Below are 22531 nucleotides of genomic sequence, written 5' to 3' on the forward strand. Positions count from 1 at the left end.
CGCCTCGGCCTCGCCATCGGCCTGGGAATCGCCGTAGCGGGTTAATCGTATAGCGTTCATTCCGCCTTAGGACGCACCGGCCCGGTAGTGTTCCACTGGATGAACTCGACTTCCTTCCCCGTCACTTCCCGCACAGCCTTCAACAGCGCCTCATGCAGGGTTCGCGTGGCGCGGTAATGCTCGCAATGGGGCGAGATGAATGGCTTGATGATGCTCTTGTGCAGAGCCTCTGCGGCCGTCAGGAAGCGGTCGATTTCTGCCTGGGAAAGCTGTTTGGATGGTTTTGACCTAGCCATGGTGGCGATCTCCGTTTGAGGGGTTCGCCGCAACGAAAGGATTATATTCCTCGCCAGCGTCCGCTTGCAAGAAGGTGCGTAAGAATGCCTGCTATTTTCCCGAAAATTCTTGAGGCGTGACGTAGCTTGTCTTCGCCCTTCAGGAACCGCACGCGGCCGACCAGACGCGGCCTTAGCCGTCGGCCTTTTCCTTCGCAAGACCTTTCGGCGGCGGGGCCCCGGTCTTACTCACGATACGGTCATTCGTACGGATGACGCATTTCCTGGTTCCTCGGCTAAGATTACTATCAGACGGCTCCCCTCAGTCTGGATTGAAAGATGATCTTGGAGCTATTTGGGCCCTCCGGTGCTGGTAAGACCACCTTGGCGTCCGAGTTGGCGCGCGTTCTGCGAGGTCAGGGCCAGCCCGTTCTTTTGCAGATCGCTGACCGTGCACACCCGGTTAGAAGAGCCGCCTTTAAACTGGTTTCTGGCGTTCATTCAAAGTGGATTGCACAGCATTCTCTCGGAGAACTGTTTGAGATTCTCCCACCCAAGAATGAGATGTGGGCAGCTCGTCTGAACTGGCATCTTGAGGCTCTTCTGCAAGCTTGGCGCGCCGCAATGGCATCTAATCCAAAGATCTCAATTTTTGATCAAGGCATGGTTCAATTCGTATCCTCACTGGTTTTGTTCAGCGACATAACGGATCGTGAACGAGTGTCGCGTGCTCTCGAGCTTCTGCCCAAACCGGACCTTCTTGTCCAATTGCGGGCGCCAAGACGAATTCTAGAGGCTCGGTTGAGGGAACGCCGGCGTACTCTCGGAATCATTCAGAAGTTCCTCGATCTTGATCTGCAGAGCAGTCTTGATCAAATCGAACACGTTAAGCTGGTCGAGGAAGAACTTAAGTCGTTCCTGGTACCCACTATTTGCGTCGAAAGCTTAGATTCAGACGGCCTCAGAGCCGCCACCCGAGTAATAACGGTTCGATTAAAAAGTTTGCGCGGCACGGCCGATATCCAAACGGGCTGGGTATCAACGAAGAGAGATCGCCGACGAGAGCAAGATGTTGCGGACTAGGAACGGCCACGCTAACGCCATCCAGGGCGCACCTCCTTTTATCAACCACTTGAACAGAGCGAGCCCGCTCCATCCGTTTGTGACCGTTCCAGTCACCGAGATCAGATCGGCACCCAGATAGGCACGTTGTCGGCAAGCCACTGCCGCACGAGCCTGCACCCGGCAGCTCCGCCATGCATGGAGCCGCCAACTACACGATGCGCAACCGCTCGCGCACACCTACCGGCAATCGGGGCGAGGCCTGCAGTTCGGCACAGCTCGCCTCCCATCGCCTGACATACTCATCGATCGGGACACCGGTGCGGCCGGGCCAACGGTTGAGTGCGCCCAGGGCCTCAACGCAATCGGGCGCGCTTTCATATTCGGCAAGGATGGTTACCGACATCGCCTGGGCGAAGGGATTGAGGCCGGGTATTTCGATCTCGCTGCGATGGTCGGCGAACCACACCGCAGCGTCGCGGGTGAACCCCTGGCCGTCGGCGAGCGCGGTATAGCGGTCGATGATGTCCTGGCGGTATCGAGCGATGGCTTCGCCGAAAGCATTGTCGCCGGCGAAGGGCGGGTTCTCCGTCCAGCTTTTCGCGAGGCGCCCCAGCCCGCGCAACGAAAAGGCCTCCACCATTGCTTCCTCCAGCCATTGGCAGGGCGCCGCCGGTTTGGCATCGGCCTGCCAGCTGTTGGCCACGACGTGGCCTAGCTCATGTCCGAACTGGTAGGCGAGCTTCGACCAATCGCGCTCGCCGACGTCGACTATGATCCACGCCATGCTGCCGCCGTCCGGATGCAACCAGACAGCCGGCGAGCCGGACGTACGCTCGTCGACGCGCAGCCGCGCCGGCTGGCGATCGGAGACAAGGCGGCCGCCATCCAGGCAGGCGTGCCGCATGCGCTCGACGACCTGATCTGCCGCGCGCGGCAGCATGCGGCCCCAATCGCCGGCGAGTTCGATCGGGGCGGATAGGATGGATGGCAGTGGGGTGGCCGAGGGAGATTTGGGCGACATGGCTGCGTAGGCTTTCCGCGAGTGGCTCCATAACGTAGCTGGTGCCAAGCTAGTAGCCAGTGAGACGGCAGCTAGTATGCTAAATTTTCGCCTGTTCTGCAGCTCATGCCCCGAATTAATTATTTGCGTCTGTCGCGATTGTACGGCACCCCCCACAACCATCGAACAACATTAGGCTGAACCTCCGAAAGCGGCAAATGATAAATCCCGGGCTTGCTAACTGTGGAGCCTCAGTAGGTTGTCCTCGGTTACAGCGAGGCGGCTGATAGATGCTTTGGACCTTAGGCTCCGTGCGGACGGTGCAATGTAGCGATGCAGCTAGACCGGCAACTCTGCGGCACGGTCATCTGAAGTCGGATAGGCGATGGCATAGACCCATTGGCGCAGTGCTGTCTGGATGAAGCGCTCTACCTTGCCATTTGTCTTGGGCGTATAGGGCCTTGTCGTGACGTGCTTGAGACCGAGATCGCGCAGGCCTTGGCGAACGACTCAAGCCACTGCTCCAGATCGACTTGCCAATCCCTGTTCATGGCCGGCCCCTCCAACAGCCGACCTCTCATGAATCGCGCAAAACCGCTCTTGGGAATCCTCAAAATGCCCCCAACGCAAAAGATCTGCCAAAGTAGTGCTAGCACCAGAGGGGAATGCTGGCCGCGGCCAGGGGCTTGGGCGCCGTCTGCGTAATTGTGGGCGCAGACCTTAGCCCCGCCGCACAAACTCGCTTCCCTGTTTATGGGTTCACGACCTAAGCGAAGCAACTTAGGTGTCATGTTCGTTTGGAAAGCCGCACGCATCGAAAAACAGCGAAATATTTCCTGATAGAAGAAGGGGGAGAGTGTCACGGATCCGTCCTTCTTCCCAATCCCACCAGCGAATCTTGAGTAGAGTTGCGATCTCCCTCTCGGAAAAACGCAGTCGCACAGCTTCTGCGGGATTTCCCGCGACGAGTGCGTACGGCGGAACATCACGCCGGACGACGCTTCCTGCCCCTATCACCGCTCCGTCGCCAATTTTTACACCAGAATGGATCATTGCATGGCTCGCGATCCAAACGTCGTTTCCGATAATAACGTCGCCCCTGGTCGATGGGTGCCCGTATATACTTTCGGCCTCGGGCCAGTGGGCGATGGCGGAAAAAGGATAAGTCGTTATCCAATCTGAGCGGTGGTTCCCTCCCAGAAATATTTCAACGCCGTCTGAGATAGAACAAAATCTTCCGATCTTTAACGATGCTTTTTCACCCCACCATCTGACGGTAGGAACTCCATAGCTATATTCTCCAATGTCAAAACCTCTGCCTTCCAACGCCGCTCGAGTGAAGATTGGAATGACCTGAGGCACCTATCTCGACTCCTGGACCTTAGCGTGGACCGAGAGCTGCTCCCGGCTCGAACTGGATCAAATCCAAAACTTCGTCGCCAAATGCTGAGCTGTAGAGAATTCTCTGCTCTTCTCAATGGATAGAGTCGTCCAGTAGTCGTCGTAAGCCTCTCGATCGCTATCTTTTGAGGAAAAGCGATCAACAATCTCGACATATGCACTGTCAAGCGCTTGGCTGGCAGGGTCGAGATTAGTGATGGAAACGAGCCCTGTCGGCGGGCAGTCGAACATCGTTATGGACAGATCGGGGCGGTAACTCCGAAGCACGGGAATGACCCTCCATACATCTCCTGTCCACGATTGTGCAAAGCGCGATTTGGCCAGCAAAGGGTCCGAGGGGTCTCTAACGGTCATAAAGAACCCCGGGGGGAGGCAGTCGTGGAGAAGTATGATCGAATTTTTGCGGCAATGCTTTTCTGTGTTCATAAAATCACGAAGCAGGAATTCGAAAAGATGCATCCCATCGAGGAACGCAAGATCGATTGGGGCGCCGAATAATTGAGAAGTGTTGTGAGTCGCGAAAAAGTCGTCGCTAGATTGCTGAAATAGCATACAACTTGGTTTCTTGCCCACTACGTCGCCATCGATTCTGAAATGAGGGTCGACCGCCACGCTAGCGCCGTTTGCCAATCTAAGCGTCGCGCCGTTAAGCGTGCCAATCTCGAAGTAGGTCTTCGGTTGAAGGCTTAGATGGAGAGTGTTGATAAATGTGGAGTAACTCTCGCCGCAAATAGCGGCGGAGTGATCCGCGTCATCGGACGTACTTGTATCCTCGTTATTCAACCTAATCTCATTTCGATCTATTAATTGACCGCCCGCTGAAATCTTATTTATGGTATCCTACCTGCAAACCGCCGGACCGACAAGGCTGGCTGAAGAGACATAAAGAAGGACGGTCTCGGCGCGTCTCCGTACAGTGTACCGGCCAGCGCGGCTTCCAGAAGGTTCAAATTCCTCGACCGTATATCGCGCATTTGGGTCTCCATCTAGAATAACCTTACTGTCGAGAGCGGTCGAACGCTTGTCGCCGGCCAAGGGCGGGTTCGTTTCCCAACCCTTTGCCAGGGTGCCAGGCCAAGCATAAAGAACGCTCGACGGGAACGCCAAACGCTTCTGTCGATGGGTCATCTATATTACGTCACCTGCATCTGGCGCATGGCCTCACGGACGAAGTCGACCTGCGATCGGGCCGAAAACGCTTCGAAGCCTTCCTGCGCAAGGGCTATCCGGGCGTCATGGTGGGCGAGCAAAGTCATGCAAACGTTGGGTATGTCTTCTGCATCAGCGAACGCCAAGCCGCCCCTTAGCGGTGCTTCCGCAGCGGTGTCGCCGCCCCACTCGGAGACGACGCATTTGCGGTTGGCGAGCAGATAGGAAACTCGCACGATCTCGAAAAGCTGTGTGCTGTAGTAGTGCAGGTTGAGGACGATTTTGCTCCGGGCGATAAGAGTATCGCGCTCGTCGCCGTAGACGCCGTCGAAAATCCGCTTTACCTTGACACCGTGTGCCTCGATCCGGTCGAGTATCGAATTACGATGCGCATTGAATGCTCCGAAGAACAGAACGTCGATGTCCTCATGCCCGGCCGGGGCGATGCGCGTCAGCTCAGGCATGTATCCGATGCCGCAAAAAGTTGCCTTGACGCCCATGCTTGCGAGCGCGGCGATGTTGGCTGCACTATAGTCCCATACAGGGCGGCGCTTCAGCAACGATATGTATTCAGGCTTCATCCACATGCTGTCGGACGATGGTTCCGAAATCTGCTCAAGGTTGAACAAAATTAACCGCTTCTGCTCGGGCAAGGGCACTAGGTGCAGCAGATTGGTGCCGAGGACGATTGTGGTGTCGCCGAGTTGTGCTGGATAGCGAACCACGTAGGTTTCCTGACCGAGAGCGCGGAAAGCCGCGCAAAGCGACAATGCGACCTCATCGAAGGCGTGGCTGTGAACGTAGTGCGGCGGGCTAACGATCCAAACCGTGGTTGCCATCGTCGACTCCAAGTGAAATCATAGCATCCTACGATGCTCTGATGAAAAAGTGGAAGGCAATAGAGGGTAGCAGAGAATCCAAGCTCACGCAGATCAACGAGCTCACCGTTCCCCGCCTGGCCCAGCCCGTGCTTATCATTGCGTCATGAGCTATCTTCGATCCACCGCCTCGCCATCGATCCTAAAATGCATTGCAGCTTAAACCGTACTAATGCTCCGTCGCCGCTGGAGGGTGGCCGATGTTGTAGAACCGGCTGCGGGCCTTCAACTCGGCACATCACATCGAACGACCTTTGTTCGTTGATGATGCATACGGCAAGCGGTCGAAAAGGCGGTTCGTGAAACAACTACCTAGTCTAACTTACCATAGAGCCTGATGTCCTATCTGCCTCCTCCCGAATCGACTGTTGTTCGTCATCAGAAAACACGAGCGGCGGCATACAAACAAATGCTTGCATCGAGCTGTACACAGCGCACATGGCACAGTCGATTCCTGTGTCATCAATAACTACCCCGGTTCCTGGAAATGGGATGGTTCTCTTTTTTATAGGGAGACAATTCTCAAGAAGTAATCGTGCACCGTTTGGCGTAATGGAGTAAGACATAAGCCCGAAGGAATGCGATATCCTGGTAAGTGACCGTGACGATCGGCTATAGTCGATCAGAGACTCGACACTTTGGGGTCTGCGGGAATAGAATTCGAGTTTGGCCTTCGAAAAACCAAGCTCAAGCCAAACGAAAAGCGGATCGAAGTTAAACGCCCACTTTATAATATCCCAACCTGCCGGGGCTCTGGATAAGATTTCTTGTGACCTCGCAATGAAGTCTGGTGAGGAGTATACGTCATCCTCGAAAACAGTTATCGCGTGGTTATTCTCGACAGCTTTTTTCCACAGAGTAATATGCGAAAGTGCGCATCCCAGAGAGCCAGGGAGATAGGTGCAATCCTCCCCGATTATCCCTTCCTTTATTAAGGCGGCCCTATCGAGCGAAGTTCCGTCAAAGGCAGAGAATCGGAGCGTGTTTCTCAATAAATGTCGGTTGCGCTGCTTGTATAGGTTCCACCGCGAAACGCTACGGTCCAAATTTATGACGTGAATAGGCAAAGGGGTAGAACTGACTGTCGGCTGATCGCGGTTTGATTTCAGGTCGTCAGTATGTGCTGCTTCTAAGTCGCGAGGGGCGGGAAATTGGCCGCCTATCATCGCATGTGTGCGGGTCTGTGGGGGCGGGTCAATTAGGTCAATCCAGTCGCCAAGAGAGTATTGCCAATCAAACTGACGAGCGGCTTCCCTCGTTGCGTGGCACTTGTCCACGAACGCACTGGTATTTTCCTTGTAGTATCGCAGCGTTGATGCTGTGAACGCTTTGAATTTTTCATCTTCAATTGGGGCAAGGATGCCGCCGCCCTGGTACGCCTTCAGGGGAAAGTGACCTACGGGTGTCCCTATGACAAGCCTTCCTGCCGCCGCTCCTTCCATAACCGATAACGGCCCAGACTCGTTTATAGAGCTTGAAAGCACAGCATCGACACTGCGGTAGAATTCGGGCATGTCGTGAAATGAAATCTGACTAGCCGTTGATCCTGCTACTTTGAAGGCTAGACCGGCCTGGAGGGTGGCTGCTTCAGCGAGCGCTCCGCGTTTCCACTCCACACCATAGGTCGTTACGGACATCGACGTGGCGTAGCCTACCGTGGTCAATTGCTCGGGCAACGCAGAGAAGAAGCTCTGGTAGTCAATTCCCAACGGGACCACCTTGGGTATCCTTGAGATGCCGCGCATGACCGACGCGGAGTACAAATATTCGCTCACCACCCCGTAGCCTGCAAACTTATCAAAGACTTCAATTCCCTTGCACTCGATCAGCATTCGCATGTCAAATTCATGATGCGAAATTGCTATGATTTGTTCATAAGGAATACTGTATCTGTCAAGTAACGTGCGAACGCCATCGAGTGCCGTCAGATAAAAGTCATAGTACGGTAAAAGTTGTGCAATATAGGACGTATGAGTTTCCTGCCAGTCTATAATATCAATGGTATAACCGTACGAGTGCAGGCGCCTGGCGAGATCGTAATAGACACGTCCGTGGGACCACTTCGTGTAGCCGTAGACGAGAACCTTCTTTCCCTTGGGGTGCGCGTTTGCTTTGGCTCTAAGAGTGGGATGAACAATGAAGCTTTGAATCCTCCCTTTGTCGAAATGCGCTTCGGCGGACCGCCAATTGCTGCCATGAACCGTGACCCCTTCCGTGCACCAGCTCTCGGAGGCGATGAAGAGTTCCCAAGTACTGCATACCGCAGCACGCAACAGGACCCGACCGTCGGGTATCGCCGACAGAAAAAGAGCGTCGGATCTGAGGGCCAGCAATCCGCGCTCCAGTGGGACAAGCTCAAAAACGCTTGGGAGGGCTGCGGGATCGACGCCGTTTGAATCAGATAAGGTCATGGTCTGGTCTGGCAGGCGAATCATCGGTTTCAATACATCGCCAACCTGGCAAGTCAGTTGCCCCTTCCAAGCTCCTCCAGACGATCGCTCGGCCGCAACCAAGAGGACATTGGCTGGGCTGCTGTTGTGGGGCCCGTGGCGCAGCTCGCCTTTGGCGGCGTCCAAATACAAAACCGTATTGAAGGCTGTCAGCAGGCGGGCTGGTGGAACAGTGGGATCGCTCATGCACCTGCTCGCATCTCGTCTCGCCGGTGGATAAAGAACGCCAGATTATCTTTCAGCCGCTGGTCGGCCGGGTCGAGCTCAACGGCCCTTTGCCCCCATTCCACGGCGCGGTCCATGGCGTTGAGGCGCCACGACGCGATCGCACCGAGATCATACAATCGAAAGCCCCAGCAGTTCGCGTCGTCCATGTAGCTGCCGGTGCGGTGCGTCTTCTCGATCCCATTGGTGCTGGCCCAAAAGAGGTTCAACCAATCAGCTTGGCTATGGAACTCTTCTGCTAGGTCAAACCAGATTTCACGCCGGTGCGGCGCTTCCATCCTGGCTTTGTCCAGCCAGAACAATCTCTCCTCAGGCCGCATACGCGCGATGTAGCGCATCGCTTCGGATCGTTCTTCCGCCCACTTGCTTGTCGGCAACGCAAGGTAACGTTCCAGCAATGGAATCGCCCGCTCGTGTTGGTTGGCCCACATCAAATCCCGCCCGAGCCAGAAGCAGATCTGCGCGTCGTCAGGATCTTCCTTGTGTGCCACTTCCATCAGCGGCAGGTAACTGCTCCTTGTTTGCTTGGCGAGGTCCTGCACCTCAAACATGACGATGTCGCTGCTATTCGCGGTGACTTCCCTTTCTCCGGTGAAGACCAGGGCCTCATGCACAGGCCGCTTGAACCGATAGCCCCAGCGATGGTGAAAATTCTTTGCTGGCCAGCTTCGCAGCGGCGTTGGGTCATCGACACTCGCTTTGTAAACCGTCTGGCAATAAAGGGCAGTCGTCTCGGAAGTCCAAGCAGCCTCGAGCTTCGGCCGCCAGCCGGGCTCGAGAAACCGGTCCATGTCCATCGTGCAGCACACATCGACGTCGGCGGGGAGAAGTGCCATGGCGGCGTTGCGGGCATCGTCGAAACGCCATGGGCGGACCGCTATCCGGTGCACGGTTACGCCTGCCGCGGTCAGCCGTTCAACCGTGTCATCAGTGCTGCCGGTGTCGGCGACAATGCGGTAGTCGGCGTCGACCGCAGAGTTGGCCCAGCGCTCAGCGTTTGCGGCTTCGTTCAACGCGATGGTGTAGACGGCGATCTTCACTGTGCTCCGCTCACTCGCGCGCTGGAGGCAAGACCGCCCCTGGCGGACATGCCCGACGCGCCCTTGCGAATAGCCACCAGGCCACCCATCAGCTTTGCCCGGTTCAACTCATAGTGGCTGTCAAAGAACAGGATCTCGGCGAACTGACCGGCAAGCGCGCTCACCCCCAGCGGATCGATCGAGTGGGCCGTGCCATGCTCCTTGATTTCCCGCAACAGGGTCTTCGTCAGCGTGATCTTGCCGGCATCCTCGCCCGGCGGCTGCCAGTCGAGGTCTTCGAGGAAATACCAGCCGCCCTCGGCGAGCAGGGGGAAGAACTCGCGCAGCGTCAACTGCTCGTCGACCGAGGCGTGGCTGCCGTCGTCGATGATCACGTCGAGCGATCCCGGTTCGAGCTTTGCAGCTACGCCGCGCAGATCGTCGAGCTTGGATTGGTCCCCGACGAACGACTTGAACCGTTCATTGTTCAGCTGCGAAAAATCCGTCAGGTCGACACCGATCACCTGGCAGAACGGAAAATAGCTTTGCCAAAGTGACACGGATGGGGTCTCGGTCTGGTTGCCCTCGGCCAAACCACGGCACAGGCCGATCTCCATCAGCCGCCGCATGGACAAGCGCCGGGGCGACAGCAGGCGATCGTAGATCCTCGCGTAGCAGTGACGGTTGCCGGTGTGCCGGTTCTTGTCGGTGTTGAAATGGTCGGCGAGACTGGTGAAGCTAGGCAAGCTGTCGAGCGGGTTGACCAGCAGCGAGATCAGCGGCGTCCCGTCGCCGCCCGGCCGGGCCTCGTTGCGTGCCGTCCACAGATGGATGCCGAACACACGGTCATCGTTCAGATAGTCGGCCAATTCCCCAATCGGCTTCTCGAACCGGTCGATCTCATTCCAATCGATCGTATTGAAGAACATCGGGCTGAACACCCATTCTCGCAGTTCGGCTCCCGCATCGGAGGCAATGTAGTCCGACAGCAGCCTGGGGCCGATATCTCCAAATTCTTTGCCCTGTGCGGCGTGAAAGCGGTCGATCGACAACTCGTACAGCGCCCTGAGGTGGCGGCTATAGGGCCTGGCATAGATGACGTTGCCGCAAACAAAATGACCTTTGTGCGAACCACGCCATTGCAGATTGAAAAAATGTTCGCCGCGAAACGGGAACGGCCGCAGCACAACGACGTCGGAATCCATCCATAGCCCGCCATGCTCGTACAGCAGTGCATAGCGGAAGATATCGCTGAAATACCTGATCTCGGAGCCGGCGACGATCCGCTCGAACAAGGCCCGCGGCATGACGTCGTCGGCATTGCGGACTTCAACCCCATGCGGGACGAGGAACGCGAGCTTCTCCGGTGCGTAGCTCCACACCCGCACGGGATGGCCTGCTGCCCGCATCGACGTGGTGGCGGCAATCAGGGTGCGATGCTCGGCCTTGTCGGACATCACCTGGTAGAAGCAGTTGATCTGCGGAAGGGCGGTGTCGTCGCTGCCAAGGAAGGGAGAAATCCGCGCGTCGAACTGGCGCGATCCTTCCCGTCGCTGCAGCGGAGAATCGACGTCGCGCAGAAACGGCGCGAGTTCATGAAAAATCTCTTCCGTCGATTTCATGCTTCCGGCACCCAAGTCCTTGCCTTCCGGCCCCCGGCGTTCCACAGCAATGGCTCTGCCGCCAATACGGTCGGGCTTGATCTCGGCTTTCGTTTCTGGATTGTTATGCCCAGAGGCCAGCGTCAGCCCGGACGCTGCTTCGATCACACCCGATGGCAGGTCGTCCGCATCCTCCAGCAGCGACCTCACCTCCGCCTCATCGACGGTCGCGATCCAGGACTCGCTGTCGGTGACGCTGTAGGAAATCAGCAGGCGCTCTTTGTCCGGGTGCCACGCCAGGCCGGCAGCGAATTCAACGCCCTTTTTGTCGAAGAAGAACGGACGGCTTACCTTTTGCAAGGTATTGGCTTGGTCGAACCAGACGAACCGATGCAGGTAGTAACGCCGCTTCTCCGCCGGTCGCCATTGCACTTCATGGATCAAGGCGAGCCATCCGCCGGCCAATGCGATCAGCTGGGTTCCACCCCTGAACCGTTGGGCGGCAATCACGGGAGCAGTCTCGCTCAGAGTCGCGCCCCTCTCGTCCACGATCCGGGTGGGATCACAGAGGTAGACGAATTGTAGCGTCTCGGCGCCTGCCTGCGCAGCGGCTGGCTTGACTTGCGGCATCCAGTTCTTCTCGTGCGCCCGCGGTCCTGCCGGGTGGAGCACGCGCCAGTCGGCCAACCGGCAGGGGCCGGTCTCATCGATGCGTGCGATGACCTGCTCACACCATGCCTCTGGCGTAAATTCGCGGACACATGCCGAGCCCCACAACTCGCCGTTGCAAGCAACCAGACGCAGATCCTCGAAGCCAATCACGCCTTTGTAAACGGGTTCCGGCATGTCTACCGGCGGCAGGATTTCTGTCGCCGACTCGAGATCAAGTTCATTGCTCAATCGCAGCAGGAAGTTTCGCGTGCGAATCGCATCGCCGTCCTTGGTCTGATATTGGAGCCCGTTTTCGGTCATCGTGTAGTTCACGGCTCTTTGCGCGAGCACTATCTGCTTGCCCAATCGCGTCACCGAAGGATTGAGAAGCCGATAGCCATCGGGCGCCTCGAAGCTGACCGGACGCGCGCTGAAGGTCGGCATCATTGTCTTGGCGGGCTGCACATAGAAGAACAGGTTGGACCACGCCAGTTCCCTAGGGCCGTCGCCAATGGTCCGGTTCAGCGCCAGCCAGTTGCAAGCCGCGAAGCCGCGGTCCTTGCGCACAGGATCGCGCGAATAGTTCGCGGCGATCGCAAACTCTTCAAGCAGGCCTGTCGTGTAGACATAGTCCTCGAGAAACAGGATGTCCTGCTCGGGTCGCTTGATCGCCAGCCCCGCTTCGGAAAACAGCAGACTGGCATCGTTCATTCCCTTGTCGCGGTAGAACCTGGCCAGGTCGTAGAGCGGCTCGGCACGTTGCGGCCGCTGATTGAAGGCGGCAAGCGCCTGCTCAACGAAGCCTGGCTCGTCGCCGAGCTTGCGCAAGCAGCGGGCCCCCTGCAGGCGTGCGTTCCACGCTTCCTCGTCCCAGCCGCCCATGGCGGCGCGTTTGGCGTAGGCCACCGCAGCCTCAGCCGTCCGCCCGGCGTCGCGATAGGATTGCGCCAGATAGAACCAATAGCGCTGATTTTCCGGTTCCCTATCAAGAGCTTCAAGCAACAGCTTCGCGTCACGCTCGAACTTGTCGACGCGGTTCGATCCGCTGGCGTGGTCCTTGTACCAGGCACTGCGCAGTTCCAGCACACCGTCGGGCACGTCGAGATATTCATGGGTCACGCCGTGGTAGCGCGCGCCGGCGTCGCGCCTGACCAGGCGGGTGTTCCAATAGGTCAGGCCGGACTCCGATCGCTGCAGCAGCCGGTAGCCCGGACTGACGAGTTGTTCTCGGAAGCCTACGTCCTCGACCACCAGTTCCATGTCGGCGTCGTCAAATAGCAAATAGTCGTAAGCGAGTGCCGAGGCGTAGGCGTGATCAAGTGCCGCATTACGCGCCTGCTCGAAATTCAGGAAGGGAAACTCATGCAGTTCGCCCGGCAGGTTGCGGGCAGCGAAGAACGATTTAATGAAATCCTGGGTCCCGTCGGTCGAGCCGGTATCGCCGATGACCCAGCAGTCGATGTGGTCGGCCACCGCTCCAAGGCAGCGCTGAAGGTTCGCCATCTCGTTCTTGACGATCATGTTGAGGCAGAGGCGCTTGCGGCTTGTCATCTGAATCGTCGGCTCCGTGCGGCGGTCCGTCACGCCGCCCCTCGATTAGTTCACCGCCATTTGCCAGGTGTCGTCAAGATCGAGAAACGTCGAACCGACGTTCTAAGTGGCGTCCCGCCAGAGGAGTGCCACGCTTGACGTTGACCATATTTGCGACATGGCAAGGGCTGGAGAGGAGACGTTAAGGGCAGGTTGAAGAACAATTTTCAGCAACTGCGTTAAAGACTGGCCCGCGCCCACTCCCTGATCAATTATTCGTTCGCGTATAGTTTACAACTCCCTAATTTTCTGTTTACTAATGTACGGCTTTGAGGGCACTCGCGCAGTTCGCGGGTGGGTTGGCGTTCTTGAGAGGGTTTGAGGAGTTCTGGAGTAGCTAGGCCACTTCGCGGCTGAAGCAGGTGCGTTCGCAAAGCGTCCGCTGCCGCGTATACGTTTGTCCTTCTGCTGGAGGCGGACGGGTTCCCGTTCCGGAGATCCCTCTCAAGTTTTCGCCGAGACATCGGCGTGAACATGACGGGAGTGAATTCGTGAGTCGGGTAAAATCGCGTGCGCATCGCAGGAAATGTGATGCCTTAACTTCGCCACCCCCCAACCATTCGCGGCTGGACATCGGAGCCGATCGAGAGATCGGTTATCGGTCTGCCGCCTGCCAGACGAACAATCGAAACACCAGCGCGGCGCGCCGATGGAACACTTGGCGCACAAAGGCGCCCGGCGTCTGCCCACCCACCCACCAGATGCCCACCCACACGCAAGACCGGCCGCGTCGGGCTCGGTCGGGCGCTTCTAGAAGGCCGAACGCGAAAGGCGCCGCGCAGTCGCTGCGACCGAGGAGGATAGGATGAGTTACACAGCAGGGTTTGCGGTTATGGAAGTCACGGTGAGGGGCGTTTTGCCGATCGGTGATGCGACCGAAAATGTGACTTATTTTATCCTGGACACGGCCAAGAGCGCGATCGTTGGCCAGGTCGTCCTCCCCAAGGCCGTCAAGCGAAGCCTTGCCGTAGCGCTGACCGTCAAGGTGCCAAGCACGGCCGGCTCATTTGCGATTGGGATGTTTGACGATGGCGGCAGTTTCAAGGTCGCCAGCTTCCTGCGGGTAGAAAGCCCCTCTGTCGATGGCGCAGGGGCCGCCGTCGGGCCGTCTAGAAGATGACCGACTAGCCTTCATGCCGTTAGCCACCCCCGGCCAAGCCGGAGGGCGCTTTTCCGTTAATTGAATTCAAGCCAACAGGAGCCAGTCATGGCCCGTGCCTCTGAAATTCTCTTTGTCGATCCTTCGATCTCCGATCTCAACACGGTTCTTGGCAACCTGAGGCCCGAAGTCCGTGCTGTCGTGCTCGATGGCCACCGGCCGGCAGCGCGGCAGATCGCAGCCGCGCTTGCATCGCACGAAGGGCTCGACGCCGTCCACGTCATCGCTCATGGCGGACCGGGCCGGGTCAACTTCGCAGCAGGAGATTGGTCCGTGGGGACGCTGGAGGCAGCGGCTGACGATTTCGCCGCGATCGGCAGGGCGCTTGCAGCGGACGGCGAACTGCGGCTGTGGAGCTGCGAGACGGCGTTAGGGAATGCTGGCGAAGCCTTCGTAGCGGCGATGGAACAGGCCGTCGGCGCGGACGTCCGCGCATCGAGATCGCTGGTTGGCTCGGCCGCCCTTGGCGGCGCCTGGGAGATATCCGAACATGTAAGCTCGTCCAAGCCTTTGCCTCCCATGACTTCAGCTGGCGTGGCCGGTTACTCGGGGGTTCTTGCTGCCGCCGATCTTACACTCACTGGGGACATAACTGCCGGAGGCAACTCTTCTGCTGTTAACACGTACTATATAGTGGATACTCACGTAGCTCCGCCCACTAACCCTGCACTTAATACGTCAGATGATACAGTGGTCGGTAGCTTTCAACTGCCATCTGCGAACCAAAGCGGTTTAATTAATGATTTTAGAGCAACCATAACCATTCCAAACACAACTGACATTTATTACGTCTACGACAGCACTTTCAAATTATACGGGACGCTTTCCCCTGTTTCTGGAGGCTACAGTTTCACCCCTGTAGCTGCTAATAATGGCGATAATGGCAATCTTTTTGATACCGCTGCTTTTATCGCCACTACAGGTCAAGTAGGCGCGACTGGACCCGCGGGGGCGACCGGAGCTACCGGGGCCACGGGTGCGACTGGCTCCGGCGCGACTGGTGCAACCGGCGCGACTGGCTCAACTGGTGCGACGGGTTCGACCGGAGCAACGGGTGCCACGGGCGCTACGGGCGCGACAGGTTCAACCGGAGCGAGCGGCTCTACCGGTGCAACTGGCTCGACCGGTGCGATGGGCTCGAGCGGAGCAACCGGCTCGACTGGTGCAACGGGTTCGACCGGAGCAACCGGCTCGACGGGTGCCACAGGCTCGACCGGTGCCATTGGTGCCACCGGCGATATCGGAGCGACTGGAGCGACCGGTGCGACCGGTGCCACGGGTGATACCGGAGCGACTGGCTTGACAGGTGCAACGGGTTCGACCGGAGCAACTGGGGCCATAGGCGCGACTGGTGGTACCGGAGCAACAGGTTCGACCGGCGCAACCGGCTCGACTGGCGCAACCGGTGATACCGGAGCAACGGGTTCCACTGGTGCGACCGGCTCGACAGGGGCAACTGGAGCGACCGGGTCGACTGGAGCGACCGGTGCCACGGGCGATACCGGAGGGACTGGCTCGACCGGTGCCACCGGCTCGACCGGAGCGACTGGCTCGACCGGCTCCACCGGAGCAACGGGTTCCACTGGCGCAACCGGCTCGACAGGGGCAACTGGCTCAACCGGTGCGACTGGCGACACCGGCGGTACGGGCTCGACCGGAGCNGCAACCGGCTCGACAGGGGCAACTGGCTCAACCGGTGCGACTGGCGACACCGGCGGTACGGGCTCGACCGGAGCGACAGGCTCGACCGGCGCAACCGGTGATACCGGAGCAACGGGTTCCACTGGTGCGACCGGCTCGACAGGNACAGGCTCGACCGGCGCAACCGGTGATACCGGAGCAACGGGTTCCACTGGTGCGACCGGCTCGACAGGGGCAACTGGTGCGACCGGATCGACTGGAGCGACCGGTGCGACCGGTGCCACGGGCGATACCGGAGGGACTGGCTCGACCGGTGCCACTGGCTCGACCGGCGCAACGGGTTCGACGGGTGCCACCGGTTCGACCGGCTCGACCGGAGCGACAGGCTCGACTGGTGCAACGGGTTCCACGGGTGCAACAGGTTCCACTGGTGCCACCGGTTCGACTGGTGCAACCGGTTCGACCGGCGCAACAGGCTCGACCGGAGCGACTGGCTCGACCGGAGCGACCGGCTCCACCGGAGCAACGGGTTCCACTGGTGCGACCGGCTCGACAGGTGCCACTGGCTCGACAGGTGCCACTGGCTCGACCGGCGCAACAGGCTCGACTGGTGCAACGGGTTCCACGGGTGCAACAGGCTCGACCGGTGCCACTGGCTCGACCGGCGCAACGGGTTCGACCGGTGCCACGGGCTCCACCGGAGCGACTGGCTCGACCGGCGCAACGGGTTCGACGGGTGCCACGGGCTCCACCGGAGCGACTGGCTCCACCGGAGCGACAGGCTCGACCGGTGCAACAGGCTCGCAAGGTCCGACAGGCCCGACCGGAGGAACGGGTTCGGGTGGTGGTGACACTGGTCATGCCAATAACGGCCACGGAAACGGAGAACAGCCCGCGCCGGGTAATTCCGGGGACCACAACAATGCCGACAACAGCGGACACCAGGGACAGGGCAACTCTGGCGGCGGGAACGGCGGGCACAATGCCAACGTCACCGCAAGCACGCTGGGGCTCAAGGACACGACGCAATTCCTACAGCCGAGCTCGACCGGCAACGGCAGTGACCCCGGCGGCCAGGCGTCGTTCCGCAACCTGATCGGGCTTGCAGCCACATCGGTGACGACAGACCTGCTCAACGTCCTCAAGACAATCAGCGGATCTGGTCAGAACCCGAACAAGCCGACGGGGGCGAGCACGGATCTCACCTCCGACCAGACCAAGCCTGGCGCCGGCTACGCCAGCAACGACCATACCGCCAAGACGACCCTGAAGGATCTCTTGAAGCCGCATGAGTGAGCGGCAAACGGACCGGACGGTGACTGGTCCAGGTTGAGAACGGGCGCGCGGGCTTCGCTGGAAGCCCGCGCGCTGATCGTTGTTCCTTGTTGGCTTCCTGCAGCGCCTCCATCGCCGATCATGGTCAGACCAGCTGGGCACCCGGCAAACTCCGCCGCTGGCCCGGCCAGGGGGATTATTCACAGGGTTCACAGCAACTGAAAGAAAGCCGGCAAGTCTACGATTTTCAGGAACAATTTGGGCGAGGCAGATGCCTCACTATTGAGTGAGGTCTGCTGCCTCGCTCTCCGAAATTTACCAATTCCCTACTTAATAGTTTACAAATCGTTAATTTTCGAATGTACTAATATGTGGGGTATGGAGGGTGCCCGCAGATCGCACGGTCGGTGGCCGTAAGGTCTGTGCAGGTGGGTTGGACAGGGATCGGGTAGCAAGGCAATTTCGCGCATGAAGAAGGTGCGTCCGCAGGGCGTACCGTGACATGTCGCGTCCGTGCCTATGCTTCGGCGGAAGGCAGACGGTTTCCCATTCCGGAGTTCACTCGCGAGTTTGCGGTCGAGACATCGGCGGCACCGGCGATGGGAGTTGGGTGGCTGTGAGTCAAGTGTTGTCGCGTGTGCCCCATGGGGGCGTCGGTGCATTCCCGCGGTTCGACGGGCGCCGGATTGATCCGCTACCGGACGCTGCGACTGATCGCCCGAACGCGGGGACCGATGCGCCCCGCCCTTCCGAACTCCTTTTCGTCGATCCCTCGGTATCCGATCTCGGCACGATCCTGCGAAACCTGCGACCGGGGGTCGAGGCGATCGTGTTCGACCCGCTGTCGCCACCGGCGCGGCAGATGGCGCTGGCGCTCGCGGGGGTGGACGACCTCGACGCCGTGCACATCATCGCGCATGGCGCGCCAGGACGGGTGAGCTTCACGGCCGGCGAGTGGACCGCGCGGACGCTGGAGCACGACGCGGATCATCTCGCCACGATCGGCCAGGCGCTGGGCGAATCCGGCGAGCTGCTTCTGTGGAGCTGCGCGGCGGGTGCCGCTGCGGCTGGAACCAATTTTATCGATGCGCTGTCGCGCGCGGTGGAAGCGCCGGTCGCGGCCGCCGACGACCTGGTCGGTTCGCCGGCGCTCGGCGGCGACTGGAAACTGAACGTACGCACAAGCAAGGCCGCGACGCGGCCGCCACTGACGGAGGTTGGTATGGGAATCTACGCGGGAATTCTGATCGCCGAGGTGATGGTCACCGGCACCTTGCCGGTTGGCAATATGGGCGGGCCGGTCACTCATTACATCGTCGACACCGACCGGAAGGCCATCGTCGGCCAGGTCGTGCTGCCCAGCGCCATGCCGCAGCCGACGCCTGTCTCCATGGCAGTCAAGGTGCCGAACGCGACGGCCGCGCTTGCGATCGGCACGTTCGCCGACAGCGGTGCCTTCCTGCCTTCGACAATTCTCACCGTGGCTTCGCCAGCCAAGCCGACCGGAGCCGTGGGGCCGTCGTCAAGATGACCGCGCTTCTTCCCGCCATCTCTTCATCCGTCCAGCCGGCCAAGCCGGCTTTTTCCGTGAGTTGAATTCGCGCCAAGAGAGACCTCGCCATGGCCCGCATCTCCGAAATTCTTTTCGTCGACCCATCCGCGCCCGATCTCGAGACGATCCTGGGCAATCTGCGGCCTCGGGTCGAAGCGATCGTGCTGGACGGCCACCGGCCGGCGGCACGCCAGATCGCCGAGGCGCTGGAAGGGCGATCGGGGCTGGAGGCCGTCCACATCATCGCCCATGGCTCGCCAGGGGGGGTGCATTTCAGCTCTGGCGCATGGTCGATCGATACGCTCGAGGATGCGGCGGACGACCTGGCGGCGATCGGCAGGGCGCTGGGCGACAACGGCGATCTCAGGCTCTGGAGCTGCGAGACGGGCAAGGGTCGGGCGGGCGAAGCGTTTGTCGAGGCGCTGGAGGAGGCGACGGGCACCCACGTCAAGGCGGCAACTGGGCTGGTGGGCGCCGAGATATTGGGCGGACGGTGGCACTTAGCCGTTTCAGCTAGCGGGCAGGTGACGCCGCCTCTGAGCTACGTCGGGGTAGCAAGCTATACCGGTGCGCTGAGTGTTGAAGTCACCCTTTCCGGGAACCTCGATACCGCTGGCGGATCGCTCAATACGTTCCCGGTGCAATATTATATAACGAATTCCGCTGGTGCAATTGTTGGAAGTTTTTCGCTGGTATCAAAAGCCGTAAGTCCATTTACTTCCGTTCAGATAATAGTCAGTGTACCTTCAACTGGTGTAAATACGACGTATACTATTACGGCTCTTGTACCAACTAACGCTGACAATTATACCGTAGTGTCTGCGGGGACTTTTACAGTTCCAGCCTCGGGCACGGGAGCGGGGACTATCGGCGGCGCAGACAGTTCTAACGCCAATGGTGTGTTCGGACTAACGGCCGCCAGCTCCGCCGGTAATGCAGGCGCGACAGGGCCGACTGGAGCCACGGGCTCGACCGGCGCCACAGGTTCGACCGGAGCTACAGGTTCGACTGGCGCCACGGGTTCAACCGGAGCCACAGGTTCGACCGGCGCCACAGGCTCAACCGGAGCCACGGGTTCGACCGGAGCCACGGGTTCGACTGGTGCCACAGGTGCGACCGGAGCCACGGGTTCGACCGGCGCTACGGGTGCGACTGGTGCCACGGGTGCGACCGGAGCCACGGGTTCAACCGGAGCCACAGGTGCGACCGGAGCCACGGGCTCAACCGGAGCCACAGGTGCGACCGGAGCCACGGGCTCGAGCGGAGCAACTGGAGCTACGGGTTCGACCGGAGCAACCGGAGCCACAGGTGCGGCCGGCGATACAGGCGCCACGGGCTCGAGCGGAGCAACCGGTGCCACAGGCGCGACTGGTGCGACGGGCTCAACCGGGGCCACAGGTTCGACTGGAGCCACCGGCTCGACGGGTGCGACCGGAGCCACCGGTGCGACTGGTGATACAGGCGCCACGGGCTCGACTGGAGCAACCGGTGCCACCGGCTCTACTGGCGCTACGGGTTCGACTGGCGCAACGGGCGATACGGGTGCCACGGGTTCGACCGGAGCAACAGGTTCCACAGGCGCGACCGGCGACACCGGAGCCACGGGCTCGACCGGCGCTACCGGCGCCACCGGTGCAACCGGCGATACGGGTGCCACGGGTTCGACTGGCGCTACCGGCGCCACCGGGGCGACCGGCGATACAGGTGCGACGGGCTCGACCGGNGCGACCGGCGATACAGGTGCGACGGGCTCGACCGGAGCGACTGGCTCGACTGGAGCAACCGGAGCCACGGGTGCCACTGGCGATACCGGAGCAACGGGTTCGACTGGAGCAACAGGTTCCACAGGTGCGACCGGCGATACGGGCGCAACCGGCTCTACTGGCGCTACGGGTTCGACTGGCGCAACGGGCGATACGGGTGCCACGGGTTCGACCGGAGCCACCGGCGCCACGGGCTCTACAGGGGCCACCGGTTCGACCGGAGCAACTGGTGCTACCGGCGCGACTGGCGATACGGGTGCCACGGGTTCGACCGGCGCCACAGGTGCGACCGGCGATACAGGCGCCACGGGTTCTACTGGCGCTACCGGCGCCACGGGTTCTACTGGCGCTACCGGCGCCACCGGGGCGACCGGCGATACAGGTGCGACGGGCTCGACCGGGGCAACCGGAGCCACAGGCGCGACCGGCGACACGGGCGCAACCGGCTCAACCGGAGCAACAGGCGCCACGGGTGCGACTGGTGATACGGGTGCCACNGGTTCGACTGGAGCTACTGGCGCCACCGGCTCGACTGGAGCCACAGGTTCGACCGGAGCTACAGGTTCTACGGGTGCGACTGGCGATACCGGCGCCACAGGTTCGACTGGCGCAACTGGTGATGCGGGCTCCACTGGCGCTACGGGTTCCACAGGCGCAACTGGCGATACGGGTGCCACGGGTTCGACTGGTGCAATTGGCGATACCGGAGCGACTGGCTCGACCGGAGCCACAGGCTCGACTGGCGCAACTGGTTCGACTGGGGCAACCGGAGCCACAGGTGCGACTGGCGATACAGGTGCCACAGGTTCGACTGGTGCAACTGGCGATACCGGAACGACCGGTTCGACTGGAGCCACAGGTTCGACCGGAGCTACAGGTTCTACGGGTGCGACTGGCGATACCGGCGCCACAGGTTCGACTGGCGCAACTGGTGATACGGGCTCCACTGGCNACAGGCTCGACCGGAGCAACCGGTGCCACAGGTGCGACTGGCGATACAGGGGCCACGGGTTCGACTGGTGCAACCGGCGATACGGGTGCCACGGGTTCGACTGGAGCTACCGGCGACACCGGTGCAACGGGTTCGACCGGAACCACAGGTTCTACGGGTGCGACCGGTGCCACCGGCTCGACCGGAGCAACCGGCGCCACAGGTGCGACCGGCGACACCGGTGCAACAGGCTCGACAGGCGCGACTGGCTCTACCGGGGCCACTGGCTCGACTGGAGCCACAGGTGCGACTGGCGATACTGGCGCAACGGGTTCGACTGGCGCCACAGGTTCTACGGGTGCAACGGGTTCGACTGGAGCTACGGGCTCGACCGGAGCCACAGGTGCGACCGGTGATACGGGTGCTACGGGTTCGACTGGTGCAACTGGCGATACCGGTGCAACTGGCTCGACCGGAGCAACGGGCGATACGGGGGCCACAGGTTCGACTGGAGCAACCGGAGCCACAGGCGCGACCGGCGATACCGGAGCCACGGGTTCTACTGGCGCCACGGGTTCGACTNGTGCAACTGGCTCGACCGGAGCAACGGGCGATACGGGGGCCACAGGTTCGACTGGAGCAACCGGAGCCACAGGTGCGACCGGCGATACCGGAGCCACGGGTTCTACGGGCGCCACGGGTTCGACTGGAGCTACTGGCGCCACGGGCTCGAGCGGCGCTACCGGAGCCACCGGCGCAACTGGTAATACGGGCGCCACAGGTTCGACTGGAGCAACTGGAGCCACAGGTGCGACCGGCGATACAGGCGCTACAGGCTCGACCGGAGCAACCGGTGCCACAGGTGCGACTGGCGATACAGGGGCCACGGGTTCGACTGGTGCAACC

Annotated in this window: 13 protein-coding genes and 2 pseudogenes; 5 read left to right on the top strand and 10 right to left on the bottom strand. The window is 60.4% G+C overall.

The window, feature by feature from the left end:
- Positions 1 to 56: 56 nt before the first annotated feature.
- Positions 57 to 296, bottom strand: coding sequence for a hypothetical protein (locus X739_RS138480; RefSeq protein ID WP_023796305.1), 240 nt, complete (start codon positions 294 to 296; stop codon positions 57 to 59).
- Between the two features lie 318 nt (positions 297 to 614).
- Between X739_RS138480 and X739_RS1000000169690 the strand changes: the two genes are divergently transcribed.
- The gene (locus X739_RS1000000169690; RefSeq protein WP_023796306.1) at positions 615 to 1358 is read left to right on the top strand and encodes an ATP-binding protein; all 744 of its coding nucleotides are present in this window, start codon (positions 615 to 617) and stop codon (positions 1356 to 1358) included.
- Positions 1359 to 1548: 190 nt separating this feature from the next.
- Here X739_RS1000000169690 and X739_RS138470 read toward each other — a convergent pair whose 3' ends face one another.
- The 8 genes and pseudogenes from X739_RS138470 to X739_RS1000000167370 form a co-directional block, all read right to left on the bottom strand.
- The gene (locus X739_RS138470; protein WP_023796307.1) at positions 1549 to 2361 is read right to left on the bottom strand and encodes a hypothetical protein; all 813 of its coding nucleotides are present in this window, start codon (positions 2359 to 2361) and stop codon (positions 1549 to 1551) included.
- A gap of 216 nt (positions 2362 to 2577) precedes the next feature.
- Positions 2578 to 2832 (bottom strand): annotated as a pseudogene (locus X739_RS1000000168795) (integrase core domain-containing protein); the annotation flags it as partial.
- 288 nt (positions 2833 to 3120) lie between these two features.
- A complete protein-coding gene (locus X739_RS1000000171260; protein WP_198026184.1) occupies positions 3121 to 3702 on the bottom strand; it encodes a CatB-related O-acetyltransferase in 582 nt (193 codons plus the stop codon).
- Positions 3703 to 3759: 57 nt separating this feature from the next.
- Complete coding sequence (locus X739_RS01000000166765) at positions 3760 to 4524, bottom strand: class I SAM-dependent methyltransferase (protein ID WP_023796309.1); 765 nt, start codon at positions 4522 to 4524, stop codon at positions 3760 to 3762.
- 350 nt (positions 4525 to 4874) lie between these two features.
- On the bottom strand, positions 4875 to 5729 hold the full coding sequence (locus X739_RS138465; protein ID WP_023796310.1) for a hypothetical protein: 855 nt from the start codon (positions 5727 to 5729) through the stop codon (positions 4875 to 4877).
- 356 nt (positions 5730 to 6085) lie between these two features.
- Positions 6086 to 8404 carry a glycosyltransferase family 25 protein gene (locus X739_RS138460; RefSeq protein WP_023796312.1) on the bottom strand — a complete coding sequence of 773 codons (2319 nt, stop codon included), beginning with the start codon at positions 8402 to 8404 and terminating at the stop codon, positions 6086 to 6088.
- Complete coding sequence (locus X739_RS138455) at positions 8401 to 9483, bottom strand: glycosyltransferase (RefSeq protein ID WP_023796313.1); 1083 nt, start codon at positions 9481 to 9483, stop codon at positions 8401 to 8403. Before X739_RS138455 ends, X739_RS138460 begins: the two co-directional genes overlap by 4 nt.
- Positions 9480 to 13298, bottom strand: a complete 3819-nt coding sequence (locus X739_RS1000000167370) for a glycosyltransferase (RefSeq protein WP_023796314.1) — start codon at positions 13296 to 13298, stop codon at positions 9480 to 9482. Before X739_RS1000000167370 ends, X739_RS138455 begins: the two co-directional genes overlap by 4 nt.
- 838 nt (positions 13299 to 14136) lie before the next feature.
- Between X739_RS1000000167370 and X739_RS138450 the strand changes: the two genes are divergently transcribed.
- The 3 genes and pseudogenes from X739_RS138450 (at position 14137) to X739_RS138435 (ending at position 18910) form a co-directional block, all read left to right on the top strand.
- Positions 14137 to 14424, top strand: coding sequence for a hypothetical protein (locus X739_RS138450; protein WP_023796315.1), 288 nt, complete (start codon positions 14137 to 14139; stop codon positions 14422 to 14424).
- A gap of 87 nt (positions 14425 to 14511) precedes the next feature.
- Positions 14512 to 14961 (top strand): annotated as a pseudogene (locus X739_RS1000000170930) (DUF4347 domain-containing protein); the annotation flags it as partial.
- 2920 nt (positions 14962 to 17881) lie between these two features.
- Entirely contained in the window at positions 17882 to 18910 is a 1029-nt protein-coding gene (locus X739_RS138435) for a DUF4347 domain-containing protein (protein WP_084056575.1), read from the top strand.
- A 23-nt stretch (positions 18911 to 18933) separates the two neighbouring features.
- Here X739_RS138435 and X739_RS1000000170180 read toward each other — a convergent pair whose 3' ends face one another.
- Positions 18934 to 19182 carry a hypothetical protein gene (locus X739_RS1000000170180; protein WP_023785287.1) on the bottom strand — a complete coding sequence of 83 codons (249 nt, stop codon included), beginning with the start codon at positions 19180 to 19182 and terminating at the stop codon, positions 18934 to 18936.
- Here X739_RS1000000170180 and X739_RS1000000170935 point away from each other — a divergent pair.
- Positions 19069 to 22041: a DUF4347 domain-containing protein gene (locus X739_RS1000000170935; protein WP_245273968.1), complete on the top strand. Its 2973-nt coding sequence runs from the start codon at positions 19069 to 19071 to the stop codon at positions 22039 to 22041. The genes X739_RS1000000170180 and X739_RS1000000170935 overlap by 114 nt on opposite strands.
- The last annotated feature ends 490 nt before the right edge of the window (positions 22042 to 22531 follow it).

The organism is Mesorhizobium sp. LNHC209A00 (assembly GCF_000502915.1).
GTDB lineage: Bacteria > Pseudomonadota > Alphaproteobacteria > Rhizobiales > Rhizobiaceae > Mesorhizobium.

What these genes read in the sequence shown, in the direction of transcription:
- X739_RS138435 (WP_084056575.1), top strand. Translation starts at nt 17,882, where the DNA reads ATGTCGCGTCCGTGCCTATGCTTCGGCGGAAGGCAGACGGTTTCCCAT.
- X739_RS138480 (WP_023796305.1), bottom strand. Translation starts at nt 296, where the DNA reads ATGGCTAGGTCAAAACCATCCAAACAGCTTTCCCAGGCAGAAATCGAC.
- X739_RS1000000169690 (WP_023796306.1), top strand. Translation starts at nt 615, where the DNA reads ATGATCTTGGAGCTATTTGGGCCCTCCGGTGCTGGTAAGACCACCTTG.
- X739_RS138470 (WP_023796307.1), bottom strand. Translation starts at nt 2,361, where the DNA reads ATGTCGCCCAAATCTCCCTCGGCCACCCCACTGCCATCCATCCTATCC.
- X739_RS138465 (WP_023796310.1), bottom strand. Translation starts at nt 5,729, where the DNA reads ATGGCAACCACGGTTTGGATCGTTAGCCCGCCGCACTACGTTCACAGC.
- X739_RS138460 (WP_023796312.1), bottom strand. Translation starts at nt 8,404, where the DNA reads ATGAGCGATCCCACTGTTCCACCAGCCCGCCTGCTGACAGCCTTCAAT.
- X739_RS1000000170180 (WP_023785287.1), bottom strand. Translation starts at nt 19,182, where the DNA reads ATGGGCGATGATGTGGACGGCCTCCAGCCCCGATCGCCCTTCCAGCGC.
- X739_RS138450 (WP_023796315.1), top strand. Translation starts at nt 14,137, where the DNA reads ATGGAAGTCACGGTGAGGGGCGTTTTGCCGATCGGTGATGCGACCGAA.